The following is a 13,253-nucleotide window of genomic DNA, read 5'->3' as shown; positions in this document are numbered from 1 at the left end:
CTACCACCGCGCCTCTATCTGTTCGGGGCGCTTCCCGGTCGCCTCGTCTCGAATCCGCTGTGCGACTTCGATGGCGCGGATGCCGTCTTCGGCGGTGACGACGGGTTCCTCGCCGTGTTTCACCGCCTCAACGAACGACTGGAGTTCGCGCTTCAGCGGTTCGCCCGTGTTCACCATCGGCCGTTCGGTGACGCTCTCATGTCGGTAGCGGATGGTGCCGTCGTCGCGCCTGTACTCGGGGTGCGACTGGCGGTGGATGCGAACCGACTGGTCGATGTAGTCGATGTTGACGAGGCAGTCCTCCGCCGTGATTTCGAGCGTCCGAATCTTCCGCTGCGTGATTCGGCTCGCCCGGAGCGTGCTGACGAGTCCGTCCTCGAACGCTATCTGGGCCGTCGCGTACCGTTTGTCCTCCGTTCCGGTGGCCGACAGCGACTCTATCTCCGACCCGGCCATCGCCAACAGCACGTCGATGTCGTGGATCATCAGGTCCATCACGACGTCGTCGCCGCTCTGACGACCCTCCACCGGCGGACCGAGGCGGTTCGCCGTGACGGCGACGGGTTCGATGTCCGACAGCAGGTCGAACAACGCCGAGACGGCGGGGTTGAACCGCTCGATGTGTCCCACCTGCAGCACCACGTCCCGTTCGTCGGCGAGGGCGGCGAGTTCCCTCCCGACCTCCACGTCATCCACGAACGGCTTCTCCACGAGGACGTGCACGCCGGCCTCGATGCAGTCGCGGACGATCTCCGCGTGGTACTTCGTCGGGACGGCGACGGACACCACGTCCGCGCGTTCCAACAGTTCCGCTCGGGAGAGCGCCGACGTGCCGTACTCCTCCGCGACGGACCACGCCCGTTCCTCGTCCGCGTCCGCCACGCCCACGAGGTCGGTGCTCGCGAGTCCGGAGTACACCTGCACGTGGTTCTGCCCCATCGACCCGACGCCGACGACGCCGGCGGTGACGTCCGGGTCTCTCATCGAACCACCTCCCGAACCGCGCCGGCGATGTCGCGGGCGTCGTCGGACGAGACGCCCGGATGCACGGGTAAGGAGAGAACCTCCTCGGCCGCCCTCTCGCTCTCGGGGGCGTCGGCGGTGGCGTCCTCGTAGGCCTCCTGTCGGTGGATCGGAACCGGGTAGTAGACGGCGGCGTCGATGTCGCGTTCGGCGAGCGCCGACTTGAGGCCGTCCCGGTCCTCGTACCGAATCGTGTACTGGTGGAAGACGTGCGTACGGCCGTCCGGAACCGTCGGCGTCCGAACCGGCGTATCGGCCAGTTCCTCCGTGAGAGTCTCGGCGTTCGACTGGCGACGCTCCGTGTACGTCGGCAGGCGGTCGAGTTGGACGCGCCCGATGGCGGCGGCGATGCTCGTCATCCGGAAGTTGTGACCCACCTCCGCGTGCTCGTAGCCCTCCGTGCGCCCGTGGTCCACGAACTGGGCGGCGTTGGCGGCGACGTCGGGGTCGTCGGTCGTTATCATGCCGCCCTCGCCGGTGGTCATGTTCTTCGTCGGGTAGAAGGAGAAGCAGGCGGCGTCGCCGAAGGTACCGACGCGTTCGCCGTCCACCGTCGCGCCGTGCGCCTGCGCGGCGTCCTCGACCAGCGCGAAGTCGTACTCGTTGGCGAGTTCCCGGAGTCGCTTCACGTCCGCCGGGAGGCCGTACAGGTGAACCGCCACCACGGCGTCCACCCGGTCGCCGTCGCGGAGGCGTTCCTCCAGTCGATCGGGGTCGATGTTGTACGTCTCAGGGTCGATGTCGACGAACGCCGGTTCCGCGCCGGCGAGGGTGATGGCGTTGGCGGTGGCGATGAACGTGAAGGGCGTCGTCACGACTCGGTCGCCGGGACCGACGTCGAGCGCTTCGAGCGCGGCGTGGAGCGCCGTTGTCCCGTTCGCGGTCGCTACCGCGTACTCCGCACCACAGTACGAGGCGAACTCGTCCTCGAAGGCCCGGACTTCCGGGCCGTCCGCAAGCATACCGCCCTCGATGACCTCTGTTACGCGCTCTATCTCGTCTTGCCCGAGTTGCGGGTTGGAGATTGATATCGTCATTACCGGATGTGGTTTTCTTCGTCGAGTGGTTCTGGGAGCGGACGGTGCTCGGCGGGGACACCGATGGCCAACGTCTCGGGGGGTACGTCCTCGGTGACGACGGCCCCCGCGGAGACGAACGACCCCTCGCCGACGGTCACGCCGGGGAGAATCGTCGCGTTCGCGCCGACCGAAACGTCGTCTTCCAACGTCGGCCCGACCAACTCCACGTCCTGTCGAACCGGGTAGGGGTCGTTCGTCAACACCGCGCCGGGGCCGACGAACACGTCGTCGCCTATCGTCGTCTCCGCCGGGACGTAGACGCGGGTTTGGAGGCTCACGCCGGAACCGATGGTCGTCCGGCCGTCCACGACGGTAGCTGTCCCAACCAACACGTCGTCGCCGATAGTAGTCTCTTCACGGATGAGGACGTTGTGGCCGGTCGTGAACCGGTCCCCGATCTCGACGTCCGAGTAGACGATGCTCCCGGAGCGAATCGTCGCTTCGTCGCCGATTATCGGGTCGGCTCCGTCTCCCTCCCCGATCGTCACACCGTCGTGTATGTCTGAATCCCTACCTAATTGATTAGTCATCTATCGCTACTCTCAGGACCGGAATTCGGGGTCTTTTGGCCGTGATTCATTCATTTCTAAATTTCTCTGAGTCCGCAACGTCTTCTGAAGTGATATTGTTCTGACAGACATACAAATACACAAGTCCGATCCGCTTAGTTACCCCGAATGTAATGGGTGAGACGGAGGGCGGCCCCGGAAGCCCCTACATTCGCCGCCGTAGGGCGCGTACCGCGTCGTCTCCGACAATAAACGGAGATGTACCTTATTTAAAACGTGAATTTAATGCGGTAGAGTGAAAGACCCCCGAACGGCCGACTGAGGGACGTTTCGGGACTCGTAACGTTCTTTTCCTGCGGTCGCTCAGTCAACGGGCGTGGAAGTTACTATTCGGTGTTACGGGGGGGTCGCGGAGGCGGTGGGGGAGCGTTCGCTCTCCCGCGTCCTCGAACCCTCGTCCACCGTCGGCGACGTGGTCGACGGCCTCGCCGCCGAGTTCGACGGCTTCGAACCCCGGACGTTCTCGGACGGGTTGACCTACCGGGTGAACGGGGGGCACGCGGACCGTGCAACGGGTCTCAGCGACGGCGACGCCGTCGTCCTCTCGGAGGCGCCGCGGGAGGAGTGACCGGCGGACGGGCCGAGGTAACGTCACCTTATGCGACGATAGTCGAAAAATTCCGAGTATCTGTTTAAATTCTTCGTTCTATAAGAAATAATCGAGGTAAATGTCAAATAACAAACCCACCCCGGTACATGGACACGGTGTGGAATACGACCAAAACGAGGACCGAGAACGGGCGGACGGCGCGGAAACTAACGACAGTCGCAGGCGATTTCTCGCGGGATCCGCGGGCGCGCTTGGAGCAGTGGCGCTCGGCGGTGCGTTCGGCACCGGGTCGGCGCTGGCCACCGACAACGAGAGCGACGAATCGGCACCGCAGGAGCCGATGGACGACGTCTTCGAGGACGACATCGCCGTCCTCAACTACGCGCTGACCCTCGAATATCTGGAGGCCGCCTTCTACCGGCGGGCTCTGGAGAAGATGGACCAAAACGAGTTGCTGTGCAACTACCTTGATGTACTGCCCGAGTCGGTCCGAGAGCGGATCTACGACGAACTCACCGTCATCCGGGACCACGAGGAGACCCACGTGGAGTACCTCACCGAGGTCATCAATGACTTGGGCGGCGAACCCGTCGAAGAGCCAGAGTTCGACTTCGGGTCAACCGTCGAAGACCCGGTCGAGTTCATCCAGACCGCTGCGGTACTCGAGGACACGGGCGTCGGGGCGTACGCGGGCGCCGCGCCGTCCATCGAGAACCAGGACCTCGTCCCGCCGGCACTCAGTATTCTCAGCGTCGAGGCCCGCCACGCCTCGTTCGTGCGCGAACTCGCCGGTGAGATAGGGTTCCCCGAAGCGTTCGACGACCCCCTCCCGAAGGACGTGGTTCTCGAACGGGCGAGCCAGTTCATCGTAGAAGAGTAGACCGGACGCGACGGCGAGTACCGCAACGACCCTCGGACCCTCCTCGTCCCCGTTTTACCGAACCCTCTTCTCGGATAGCGGAACGCCCGTCGAAAAATCGGAGTGGGTCGGAGACGTGGCCTCGCATCGAACGCGCCCTCGAAGCGGTGCGTTACTCCTCGTCTTCCTCGTCGTCGCGCATCTCACCGAGTCGGCTCACGAGGTCGTCGGTCGAAACGTCGGACTCGACGCTGACGGAGCCGTCGTGGTCGTTCTCGTGGACGCTGACGCCCTCACCTTCGTCCTCGTCGTCGTCGGTCGGTTGCTGTTGCTCGGACTCGTCGTAGCTTCCAAAACCCATACAACAACATCGCGGGGCACACAAAAAAGCAGTCCGGTACGACGGCGACGGAGCGTCCTCAGTCGTCCGCCGGCGCCGGACGGGTGAGAGATCCCTCCTGCCACGTCCCCCGCCGGTACCACGCGACGGCGATGACCGCGCCGATGGCGTTCGAGACGGCGAAGGCGAGCCAGATACCCGACGAACCGAACTCCTGAGCGCCGAACCACGCCACAGGGAGGCGGATGAGGCCGAGCATCGTGATGGAGATGGCCGCCGCGGTGAGCGTCTCGCCCGCGCCGCGGAAACTCCCCGTGTACGAGCGCATGATGCCGATGAAGCCGAACGTCGGCGCGACGTAGCGGAGGAACGACGCGCCCACGTCTACGACCGCCGGGTCGGTGGTGAAGACGGCGATGACCGGCCGCGCGCCGAACCACGCGACGACGCCGAGCAGGCTCAACACGACGAACATCACCTTCGCCGCGAAGTTCGCGCTCTGTGCGGCCCGGTGCTCCTTCCCCGCGCCGATGTTCTGACCGGTCATCGTCTCGACGCCGCGGGCGACGGCTATCGCGGGCAGGAAGATGACCGAGAACACCCGCGTCCCGATGCCGTACGCGGCGACAACGGTGGGCGGGAACATCGCGACGATGATCAAGAGCAGGTTGATAGAGAGCGCCCGCCCCGTCACTTCGACGGAGGCGGGGACGCCGATATCGACGAGTTTCCGCGCGAACGCGACGTCCGGGCGCATCTGCGAGAGGCGAATCTGGACGCCGCGGACGCCCCGAAACATGATAGCGAGGCCGACGATGAGCGCCAACGCGCGCGAGAACACCGTGGCGATGGCCGCCCCTTCGATACCCGACCCGGTGAATCCGGTCATCGCCAGCAGTTGCGACTCGACGCCGCGGAGTCCGAGCATGCCGAACAGGGGGTTGTTCTCGAACCCGAAGATGAGAAACGGGTCGAGGAAGATGTTCAGCACCACCGACCCGAACATCACGAGCATCGGCGTGATGGTGTCGCCGTACCCCCGCATCAGCGATATGAACACGAGGAAACCGAACATGAACGGCAACCCGAGCGAGATGACCTCCATGTAGTCCGTCGCGAGGGGGAGCACCTCTGGCGACGCGCCGAGAACGTCGAGGAACGTCTCGACGGCGAAGAAGCCGCCGACGCCGAGGAACACCGACCCGACGAGCGTGATGACTACCGTCTGCGAGGCGGCGTACTCGGCCTCCTCCTCCTCGTCTGCGCCCGTGTGCTGGGCGACGAGAACGCTCCCGGCGACGGAGAGCCCCATCCCGAGCGCGATGAGCAGAAACACCATCGGGAAGCCGAAACTGATGGCCGCCAAGGCGTTCGTGCTGTACTGGCCGAGCCAGAACGTGTCCGCGAGGTTGTACGCCGTCTGGAGGAGGTTCGTGATGACGATGGGGAGCGAGAGGTAGAAGAGCGGCCAGCCGATGCCGCCCTCGGTGAGGTCGAACTCCTCTCGCCCCTTGAACACGCTCCCGAGGCGGTCTCTGAGGGTCATTCGAGGGTCACCACCGTCGTCTCTCCGGCGACGAGTCGTTCGTCGATGTGGCGGTGGATGACGGCCGCGCTCCGTTCGAGGGAGTGACCGGCGGCGACGTGCCGCATCTGGACGCCCTTGAGGTACGTCGCCAGCAGCGACGCCGCTTCGTCGGGGTCCACGTCGGCGCGGAACGTGCCGTCTTCGACGCCCGCGGCGACGAGCGACCGAAGCCGCGAGACGAACGCCTCGTCGAAGCGTTCGAGCCGTTCGCGGTAGTCCTCGTCGTGGGGGGCCTGCGCCTGAATTTCGAGCAGCGCCGTCTGGAAGCCGTCGCTCCGCGGTTCCGGCGGCGTCACCATCGTATCGACGAGAGAGTGGAGACGCTCGGCCGGGTCCTCGCCGTCGGGGGCGGCGATTCGTTCCTCGAACCGGTCGAGGAGGTGTTCGAGAAAGGAGACCAACAGGTCGTGTTTGCCGTCGAAGTGGTAGTGGAGCGCCGACTTGCTCAGTTCCGACTCGTCCGCGATGTCCTGCATCGTCAGCTCCGCGTACCCGCGTTTGCAGAGCGCGCTGTGCGTCGCAGCCATGATTTCGTCAACGGCGTCTGTCGTCATTCTGTCTCTGACTGACCGGTTAGTCAGTGTCTGTGCTAACTGACTGGCCGGTCAGTGAAAAGCCTTGCACCTTCGGACGAACGGTCGGCGGGCCGCCGACGCGCCCGCCGAACGGTCTGCCCCTTCGTCAAGCGTTTTGGTGACGGCCCGCACACCGAGTTCGCATGGACCTTCGACTCGACGGAAACGCGGCGCTGGTGACGGCATCGAGCAGCGGCCTCGGAAAGGCGGCGGCGCGGGCACTCGCCGCGGAGGGCGCGAACGTCGTGATGAACGGGCGCGACGAGGACCGACTGGACGACGCCGTCGCGGACGTCCGAGCGGACGCCGCCGAGGGCGCGACGGTGGTCGGCCAACCCGGCGACCTGACCGTCCCCGAGGACATCGAGGCGTTGGTGGACCGGACCGTCGAGGAGTTCGGCGGCATCGACCACCTCGTCACCTCCGCGGGCGGCCCGCCCAGCGGACCGTTCCTCGAGACGACGGACGAGGACTGGTACGACGCGTTCGACCTCCTCGTGATGAGCGTCGTCCGCCTCGTCCGCGAGTCGGCGGACCACCTGCGCGCCGACGGCGGCGGAACCATCGTCAACATCACCTCCCGAAGCGTCAAGGAGGCCATCGACGGCCTCGTCCTCTCGAACTCGGTTCGGATGGGCGTCATCGGACTGGAGAAGACGCTCTCGAAGGAGCTCGCCCCCGAGGTTCGTGCCAACGCCGTCCTGCCGGGGTCCCACGAGACGCCGCGCATCGAGGAACTCATCGAACAAGGCGTCGAACGCGGCGACTACGACTCCTACGAGGAGGGATTGGACGACTGGGGCGACGACGTTCCCCTCGGTCACATCGGCGACCCGATGGACCTCGGCCGGACCGTCGCGTTCCTCTCGTCTCCGCTCTCGGAGTACCTCAACGGCGTGGCCGTTCCCATCGACGGCGGGGCCGGGGCTTCGAACCTCTGAGCGGCCGAAAATCGTCGGACGCGGCGCAGGGATCCTACGGCGTCACTGCACGCCGCGGACCTTGTCGCCGAACTTCTCTTTGACCTTCTCCAGTTTCGGCGGAATCTGCACCGCGCAGTAGGGCTGGTTGGGGTTCTTCTCGTAGTAGTCCTGGTGGTGCTCCTCGGCCTCGTAGAACGCGTCCAACGGTTCGACTTCGGTGACGATGCCGTCGTAGACGCCCTCGGATTCGAGTTCCTCGATGGTCTCCTCGGCGACGCGCCGTTGCTCGTCGTCGTGGTAGAATATCGCAGAGCGGTACTGCGACCCCACGTCCGGCCCCTGCCGGTTCTCCGTCGTCGGGTTGTGGACGGCGAAGAACACGTCGAGCAGTTCCCGGAAGGAGATGGTGTCGGGATCGAACTCGACCTGTACGACCTCCGCGTGACCGGTCGTCTCCGAGCAGACCTCCTCGTAGGAGGGGTTCTCCACGTGACCGCCCGCGTACCCCGAGGTGACCGACTCGACGCCCTCCAACTCCTTCATGGGGGCTTCGACGCACCAGAAGCATCCGCCCGCCAGCGTGGCGGTTTGAGTCTCGCTCATACCCGTTAATTGGTCTCTGAAGCGAAAAGCCCCGCGACACCGGAAGGCGCGGTCGACGGCCGACGGGCGGACAGCCGTCGCGCGCGTTCCGCGGACGACCGCCTACCATCCCACGTCGTCCAACGCGTCGAGGAGGAGGTCGACGTCCTCCTCGGTGTTGTAGACGTGCAGTGACGCTCGTATCGCACCCTCGGGGAACGGGAGCGACCGGAGGACGAAGCCGCGCTCCTTCAGGCTCTCGACCGTGCGTTCGGGCTCTGCGACGGTGAACGAGACGAGTCCCGACTCGGGGGACGCCGGACTGACGAGGCGGCCCTCGGGGACGCCCGTGGCGAGTCGCCCGGCCAGCTCTTCGACTCTGCGTTCGACGGTGTCCAGCCCCACGTCCTCCATCGTCCGAATCGCCTCCCGAAGCGCCGCGTAGGGGGCGAGGTTCGTCGTCCCGACTTCGAACCGGGGCGCGCCCCGCTTGAACTCGTACCCGTCGTCGGTCGGCGTCTCGACGCTCCGGTAGCCGACCGCGCCGGGGTGGAGGTCGTTCGCCACCGACTCCTCGACGTAGAGGAAGCCCGCCCCCCACGTCCCGAGAAGCCACTTGTGCCCCGCGGCGGCGACGGCGTCCGCGCCCCAGTCGGTCACGTCGAACCGGGCGTGGCCGGGCACCTGCACGGCGTCCACGAGGACGAACGCACCGGCGTCGTGGGCGATATCGACCAGTTCCGAGACGGGGAGGTGGGTGCCGTAGTTCCACGTGAGCGCGCTCAGACAGACGAGTTTCGCGCCGCGAACCGCCTCGGCGTACGCCTCGCGGTCGATCCGGCCGTCCTCGCTCTCGACGACGCAGACGTCGACGCCCTCGCGTTCGAGGGCCGCCCACGGCAGGATGCCCGCCGGGTGTTCGAGGTCGGTTCGAACAACCGTATCGCCGGGTTCCCACTCGATGGCGGAGGCGATTCGGGTGATGCCGTCGGCGGTGCTCTGCGTCAGCGCGATTTCCGAATCGTCCGCGCCGAGGAACTCCGCGACGACCCCCCGAACGTCGTCGTACGTCTCGGACGCCAACGGGTACGGCCCCTCCTCGGCGTGGGAGTCGAACTCGTGTCGCCGGAGCATCGACTCCGCGGCTTCCACGACGGGTTTCGGACTCGGTCCGCTCGCGCCGGCGTTCATGTACCGAACTCGGTCGAGCGTCGGAATCTGCGCGCGGAGGTCGGCGGGCGAGGTCATGGCCGCCCGTTCGTCGCCTTCAGTTATAGGTCCCCGCGCGAGTGTCGGAACTCGTCGGTCCGGCGGTCCCTCTCGTCCGATCCGACGCGACGGCAGCCGTCGAAGGGTGCACCTCGGAGGAGAGCGTCGCCACTCGGAGTCGTTGGTCCATGAAATTAGGGGCGGGCGGCGGACACGTTCGCACTAAGTACCCCTACCCGTGCGCCCGACGACCGACGCCCGAAACCGTAGGAGAATGGTACGTGAGGTTGAATAAAAGTCTTGTGTCGTTGTCCGCCGTTCGTCAGACGTTCAGGCGGTACGTACGCGGTAACTGTTGTCGTGGCACGAGGACGAGATCGGACGTCGAGTCGGACCCGTCTCGGCCGGGACAACTCGTCGGTTCCCCACACACCATCCACTGCCCAACCGTTTAGGGAAACCCGGCCCGTCGGGGGAGCCATGACGCTTCGCAACGAGAGCGACACCTTCGATATCGGCGGCGAACTGACCGTCCACCGCCTCGGTTTCGGCGCGATGCGACTCACCGGCGAGAACATCATCGGCAGACCGGACGACGAGGAGGAGGCGAAGCGAGTCCTCCAGACGGCGGTGAATCTCGGTGTCGACCTCATCGACACCGCCGACTCCTACGGGCCGGGCGTCAGCGAACGCCTCATCCGCGAATCGCTCGCGCCGTATCCGGACGACCTCGTGGTGGCGACGAAGGGCGGCCTCCTTCGGAACCGCGACGGCGATTGGCTCCCCCGCGGCGACCCGGACTACCTCCGCAACGCGCACCTCGCAAGCGCGGACCGACTCGGCGTGGACGCCATCGACCTCTATCAACTCCACCGGCCGGACCCCGACGTGGACTTCGAGGAGTCCGTGACCGCGCTTGCGGAACTGAAAGACGAGGGGGTGATACGGCACGTCGGCCTGAGCAACGTCTCCGTAGAGCAGTTGGAGACGGCGCGCGACATCGTCGAGATAGCGACCGTACAGAACCGCTACAACATCGCCGACAGGGAGTCGCAGGACGTACTCGACGCCTGCGAGGACTACGGCATCGGCTTCATCCCGTGGTCGCCCATCGCCGCGACGGAGTTCGAGGACAAGGAGGCGGCGTTGGTCGAGGTGGCGAGCGAACATGACGAGAACGAGTACCAGATAGCGCTGGCGTGGTTGCTCGAGCAGTCGCCGGTGATGCTCCCGATTCCGGGCACGTCGAGCGTCGAACACCTCAGGCAGAACGTCGCCGCGACGCAGGTCGAACTGCGCGAAGACGAGATGGCGCGACTGAACGAGTGACCGACGGAGCCGGAGCGACGAACGCGACGCCGGCGGCGAACGACGGATAGTCGGCGCGAGACGGCACCGCAGGTCCGTCTGCGCTCGTTTTTCGGATCACTCGCTACGGACGACTACGCGCGTTAGAACGGAGAGACGCATCTACGGGGTTGTATCGTTACTCTACAGTTGTACTGTCACTCTAAAGGGTGGGATTGCCCGCACATACGTGACGGGCAGGGGGTTCGGTCCGAGGTGGGGGACCTCGGATAGATGGCAGGGAGGCGACGACCCACCGGGGAGCGTAGCCTTCCACAGGGGGCGCCGGGACACGGATGGGGGAGTCGTGCGGCCGGTGCCCGCGTTCGCCGTCGGCGCGACCGACGAGGGTGAACGGCGCGATGGGGGGCGCGCCGAACGAATCGGTGGGTGCTGGGGTGGGATGTGACGGGATTCTACCGTCGTTCGCGCCGCGCGGTGGCGGTGAATTTGGCTCGCTCGGATGCGATGACTGACATTCGCGTGCTGGGGATGGGACGAGGCTCCCGCCGAACGCGGGCACCACTGTGGGCCAGCGAACTGGGGGGTTCCTCTCCGGTGGGTCTGCTCGTCGTCTCGATGGCGGCCGACTGCGTCGTCGTCGTAGCCTGCGTGGTCGTCTCATTCGGGCGCGTGCCCACACCATCGAGGTCCGCGCGGGCGTCCCCGAAGGGAGCGCACGCGGAGCCTACGAACGGTGTTCGTCGCAGTGCCATCGATTAGTAGCAAGAACGCTAGACGTATAATGCCGGACAGCCGTTGCAGTTTGTTGCACTGTTTCACTACTGTTTCACCTTCTGACCGGTCGTTAATCGGTCATGAAGCCGGAAACCGGCTCAGAACACCTCTCCTGCTCCCGAAGAATGCGTCCGATATCGACTCGAAGAGAAGTAGGGACCACATACAGTGGCTTTATCTAACTAGTATGAATAACATACATTCTTCGTAAAACGAATGAATTATGCTCACGTTATTGTGAGAAGCCCCGTAAAGCCAGTAAGTTTTTGAATCATTCACACCGTGGATACTCACGATAGGGACGACACCCATATGACCCACACCATTCTCCGCTTCGTGTTCGCGTGTGCGGTCCTCATAGCCGGGATATCCGGTGCCCTCGTCGGGCCTGCGGCGGGCGCGGCGGCGGAGGGGACAGTAACGGTCACCAACGGGACCGTGGCGACGGCCGACGGAACGTCGTACGTCTGGCGCACGTCCGCGACCGACGTGCGCGTCGAGACGGCGGCCCCGATTCCGTCGTCGTCGTCGATATGCATCGCGCCGACCGGACAGAACACGACCGCCGTAAAGTGCGTTCCCGGCGACGGAACCAACAACGTCACGCTCAGCGTCCAGTCGTGGTCGACGGACGCCGCGGGGACGTACACGGTCTACGAACAGACCAAGAACGGCCGGAACGTCATCGAACGCGAGGCGATACACGTGATGTCGCAGTCCGGCGACATCGACAACGACGGCCTCTCGAACGCCGACGAAGTGAGCGGCGACACCAAGTTCCGAACCGCCGACACGGACGGTGACGGACTCAACGACGGCAAGGAGGTCAACACCCACGGGACCAACCCCACGAAGTCCGACACGGACGGCGACGGACTCTCCGACTCGATGGAGGTCAACACCTACGAGACGAACCCCACGAAACCCGACACCGACGACGACAGTCTCCCCGACGGCAAGGAGGTCAACCAACACGAGACCGATCCGACGAAGGGCGACACCGACGGCGACGGGTTGGACGACGCCCCGGAGTTGGAAACCTACGGGACGAACCCGAACAAGCCCGACACCGACGGTGACGGCCTCGAAGACGGCGCGGAGATAAACCAGTACGAGACGAACCCGAACAACCCCGACTCCGACAAGGACGGACTCGACGACGCCGCGGAGGTCAAGGAGCACCAGACGAACCCGAACAAGCCCGACACGGACGGCGACGGCCTCAACGACAGCCAAGAGGTCAACGTCCACGGGACCGACCCGACCGACCCCGACACCGACGACGACGGGCGGGACGACCAACTCGAAGTAGAGGAGGGAACCGACCCGGTGGAGTCCTCGCGGGCGGCCAACATTCCCGACGAGGCCCTCGCGGGCGCGGGCGTCATCATCGCCGCAATCGCCGTCGGCGGGTACTACTGGCGGCGGCGCGGCGGGGCCACCCTCCCCGAGGACGACGGCGACGACGGCGACGGCCCGCAGGCGGCCGTCACCCCGACGCCGCCCCTCGAGGAGGACCCCGACGCCGAGGGTACGGGGTGGATGGAGGCCCCCGCGAAGCGCACGCTCGGCGCGTCCGAGGACGAACAGGCGGGCGACGGCGAGTCGAGGGTCCCGCGACCCCTCACTCGGGAGGACGAGGTAGTGATGCTCCTCGAAGAGGCCGGCGGGCAGATGGAGCAGAGCGAAATCGTAGACCACACCGACTGGTCGAAGGCGACGGTGAGTCGCGTCCTCTCTTCGATGGCGGACGACGGCAGAATCACCAAGATATCGCTCGGTCGCAGGAACCTCATCACCCTCCCCGGCGAGGAACCCGAGGGCGCGAAGTCGCCGTTCGAGCGAGAAGCGTAACCGCTCCGAGACGACCC

Annotated in this window: 13 protein-coding genes; 5 read left to right on the top strand and 8 right to left on the bottom strand. The window is 65.7% G+C overall.

Annotated features, from left to right (window positions below; all coding sequences use genetic code 11):
* The 3 genes from ACZ522_RS01435 to ACZ522_RS01425 are packed head-to-tail and all read right to left on the bottom strand — an operon-like array spanning window position 1 to window position 2,632.
* Window positions 1-984 (bottom strand): Gfo/Idh/MocA family oxidoreductase, encoded by a 984-nt coding sequence (locus tag ACZ522_RS01435; protein ID WP_379691866.1) that lies wholly within the window; start codon window positions 982-984, stop codon window positions 1-3.
* Entirely contained in the window at window positions 981-2,060 is a 1,080-nt protein-coding gene (locus tag ACZ522_RS01430) for a DegT/DnrJ/EryC1/StrS family aminotransferase (protein WP_379691864.1), read from the bottom strand. Before ACZ522_RS01430 ends, ACZ522_RS01435 begins: the two co-directional genes overlap by 4 nt.
* Window positions 2,060-2,632, bottom strand: coding sequence for an acyltransferase (locus ACZ522_RS01425; protein WP_379691863.1), 573 nt, complete (start codon window positions 2,630-2,632; stop codon window positions 2,060-2,062). Before ACZ522_RS01425 ends, ACZ522_RS01430 begins: the two co-directional genes overlap by 1 nt.
* Before the next feature lie 355 nt (window positions 2,633-2,987).
* On the opposite strand from ACZ522_RS01425, the gene ACZ522_RS01420 reads away from it, so the two are divergent.
* Both ACZ522_RS01420 and ACZ522_RS01415 read left to right on the top strand, forming a co-directional pair.
* Entirely contained in the window at window positions 2,988-3,239 is a 252-nt protein-coding gene (locus ACZ522_RS01420) for a MoaD/ThiS family protein (RefSeq protein WP_379691862.1), read from the top strand.
* Window positions 3,240-3,378: 139 nt separating this feature from the next.
* Complete coding sequence (locus ACZ522_RS01415) at window positions 3,379-4,101, top strand: ferritin-like domain-containing protein (RefSeq protein ID WP_379691861.1); 723 nt, start codon at window positions 3,379-3,381, stop codon at window positions 4,099-4,101.
* A 151-nt stretch (window positions 4,102-4,252) separates the two neighbouring features.
* Here ACZ522_RS01415 and ACZ522_RS01410 read toward each other — a convergent pair whose 3' ends face one another.
* Genes ACZ522_RS01410 through ACZ522_RS01400 form a run of 3 tightly spaced genes read right to left on the bottom strand, consistent with a single transcriptional unit; the run spans window position 4,253 to window position 6,535 of the window.
* Complete coding sequence (locus ACZ522_RS01410) at window positions 4,253-4,441, bottom strand: DUF5786 family protein (protein WP_379691860.1); 189 nt, start codon at window positions 4,439-4,441, stop codon at window positions 4,253-4,255.
* Between the two features lie 58 nt (window positions 4,442-4,499).
* Entirely contained in the window at window positions 4,500-5,966 is a 1,467-nt protein-coding gene (locus ACZ522_RS01405) for an MATE family efflux transporter (RefSeq protein WP_379691859.1), read from the bottom strand.
* The gene (locus ACZ522_RS01400; RefSeq protein ID WP_379691858.1) at window positions 5,963-6,535 is read right to left on the bottom strand and encodes a TetR/AcrR family transcriptional regulator; all 573 of its coding nucleotides are present in this window, start codon (window positions 6,533-6,535) and stop codon (window positions 5,963-5,965) included. Before ACZ522_RS01400 ends, ACZ522_RS01405 begins: the two co-directional genes overlap by 4 nt.
* A 191-nt stretch (window positions 6,536-6,726) precedes the next feature.
* Between ACZ522_RS01400 and ACZ522_RS01395 the strand changes: the two genes are divergently transcribed.
* A complete protein-coding gene (locus ACZ522_RS01395; protein WP_379691857.1) occupies window positions 6,727-7,524 on the top strand; it encodes an SDR family oxidoreductase in 798 nt (265 codons plus the stop codon).
* Window positions 7,525-7,566: 42 nt separating this feature from the next.
* Here ACZ522_RS01395 and msrA read toward each other — a convergent pair whose 3' ends face one another.
* A complete protein-coding gene (msrA, locus tag ACZ522_RS01390; RefSeq protein WP_379691855.1) occupies window positions 7,567-8,109 on the bottom strand; it encodes a peptide-methionine (S)-S-oxide reductase MsrA in 543 nt (180 codons plus the stop codon).
* Between the two features lie 102 nt (window positions 8,110-8,211).
* Window positions 8,212-9,336, bottom strand: coding sequence for an aminotransferase class V-fold PLP-dependent enzyme (locus ACZ522_RS01385; protein WP_379691854.1), 1,125 nt, complete (start codon window positions 9,334-9,336; stop codon window positions 8,212-8,214).
* Window positions 9,337-9,777: 441 nt separating this feature from the next.
* On the opposite strand from ACZ522_RS01385, the gene ACZ522_RS01380 reads away from it, so the two are divergent.
* Both ACZ522_RS01380 and ACZ522_RS01375 read left to right on the top strand, forming a co-directional pair.
* Window positions 9,778-10,626: an aldo/keto reductase gene (locus tag ACZ522_RS01380; protein WP_379691853.1), complete on the top strand. Its 849-nt coding sequence runs from the start codon at window positions 9,778-9,780 to the stop codon at window positions 10,624-10,626.
* 1,068 nt (window positions 10,627-11,694) lie between these two features.
* Window positions 11,695-13,236 carry a helix-turn-helix transcriptional regulator gene (locus ACZ522_RS01375; RefSeq protein WP_379691852.1) on the top strand — a complete coding sequence of 514 codons (1,542 nt, stop codon included), beginning with the start codon at window positions 11,695-11,697 and terminating at the stop codon, window positions 13,234-13,236.
* Window positions 13,237-13,253: the final 17 nt, after the last annotated feature.

It is taken from the genome of Halopelagius fulvigenes (assembly GCF_055398025.1).
This window is presented reverse-complemented; position numbering and strand designations above follow the sequence as displayed.

Excerpts from the sequence above, each read along its gene's own strand:
- ACZ522_RS01425 (WP_379691863.1), bottom strand. The coding sequence starts at position 2,632 with ATGACTAATCAATTAGGTAGGGATTCAGACATACACGACGGTGTGACG.
- ACZ522_RS01385 (WP_379691854.1), bottom strand. The coding sequence starts at position 9,336 with ATGACCTCGCCCGCCGACCTCCGCGCGCAGATTCCGACGCTCGACCGA.
- ACZ522_RS01400 (WP_379691858.1), bottom strand. The coding sequence starts at position 6,535 with ATGGCTGCGACGCACAGCGCGCTCTGCAAACGCGGGTACGCGGAGCTG.
- msrA (WP_379691855.1), bottom strand. The coding sequence starts at position 8,109 with ATGAGCGAGACTCAAACCGCCACGCTGGCGGGCGGATGCTTCTGGTGC.
- ACZ522_RS01435 (WP_379691866.1), bottom strand. The coding sequence starts at position 984 with ATGAGAGACCCGGACGTCACCGCCGGCGTCGTCGGCGTCGGGTCGATG.
- ACZ522_RS01410 (WP_379691860.1), bottom strand. The coding sequence starts at position 4,441 with ATGGGTTTTGGAAGCTACGACGAGTCCGAGCAACAGCAACCGACCGAC.
- ACZ522_RS01395 (WP_379691857.1), top strand. The coding sequence starts at position 6,727 with ATGGACCTTCGACTCGACGGAAACGCGGCGCTGGTGACGGCATCGAGC.
- ACZ522_RS01430 (WP_379691864.1), bottom strand. The coding sequence starts at position 2,060 with ATGACGATATCAATCTCCAACCCGCAACTCGGGCAAGACGAGATAGAG.
- ACZ522_RS01375 (WP_379691852.1), top strand. The coding sequence starts at position 11,695 with ATGACCCACACCATTCTCCGCTTCGTGTTCGCGTGTGCGGTCCTCATA.
- ACZ522_RS01405 (WP_379691859.1), bottom strand. The coding sequence starts at position 5,966 with ATGACCCTCAGAGACCGCCTCGGGAGCGTGTTCAAGGGGCGAGAGGAG.
- ACZ522_RS01380 (WP_379691853.1), top strand. The coding sequence starts at position 9,778 with ATGACGCTTCGCAACGAGAGCGACACCTTCGATATCGGCGGCGAACTG.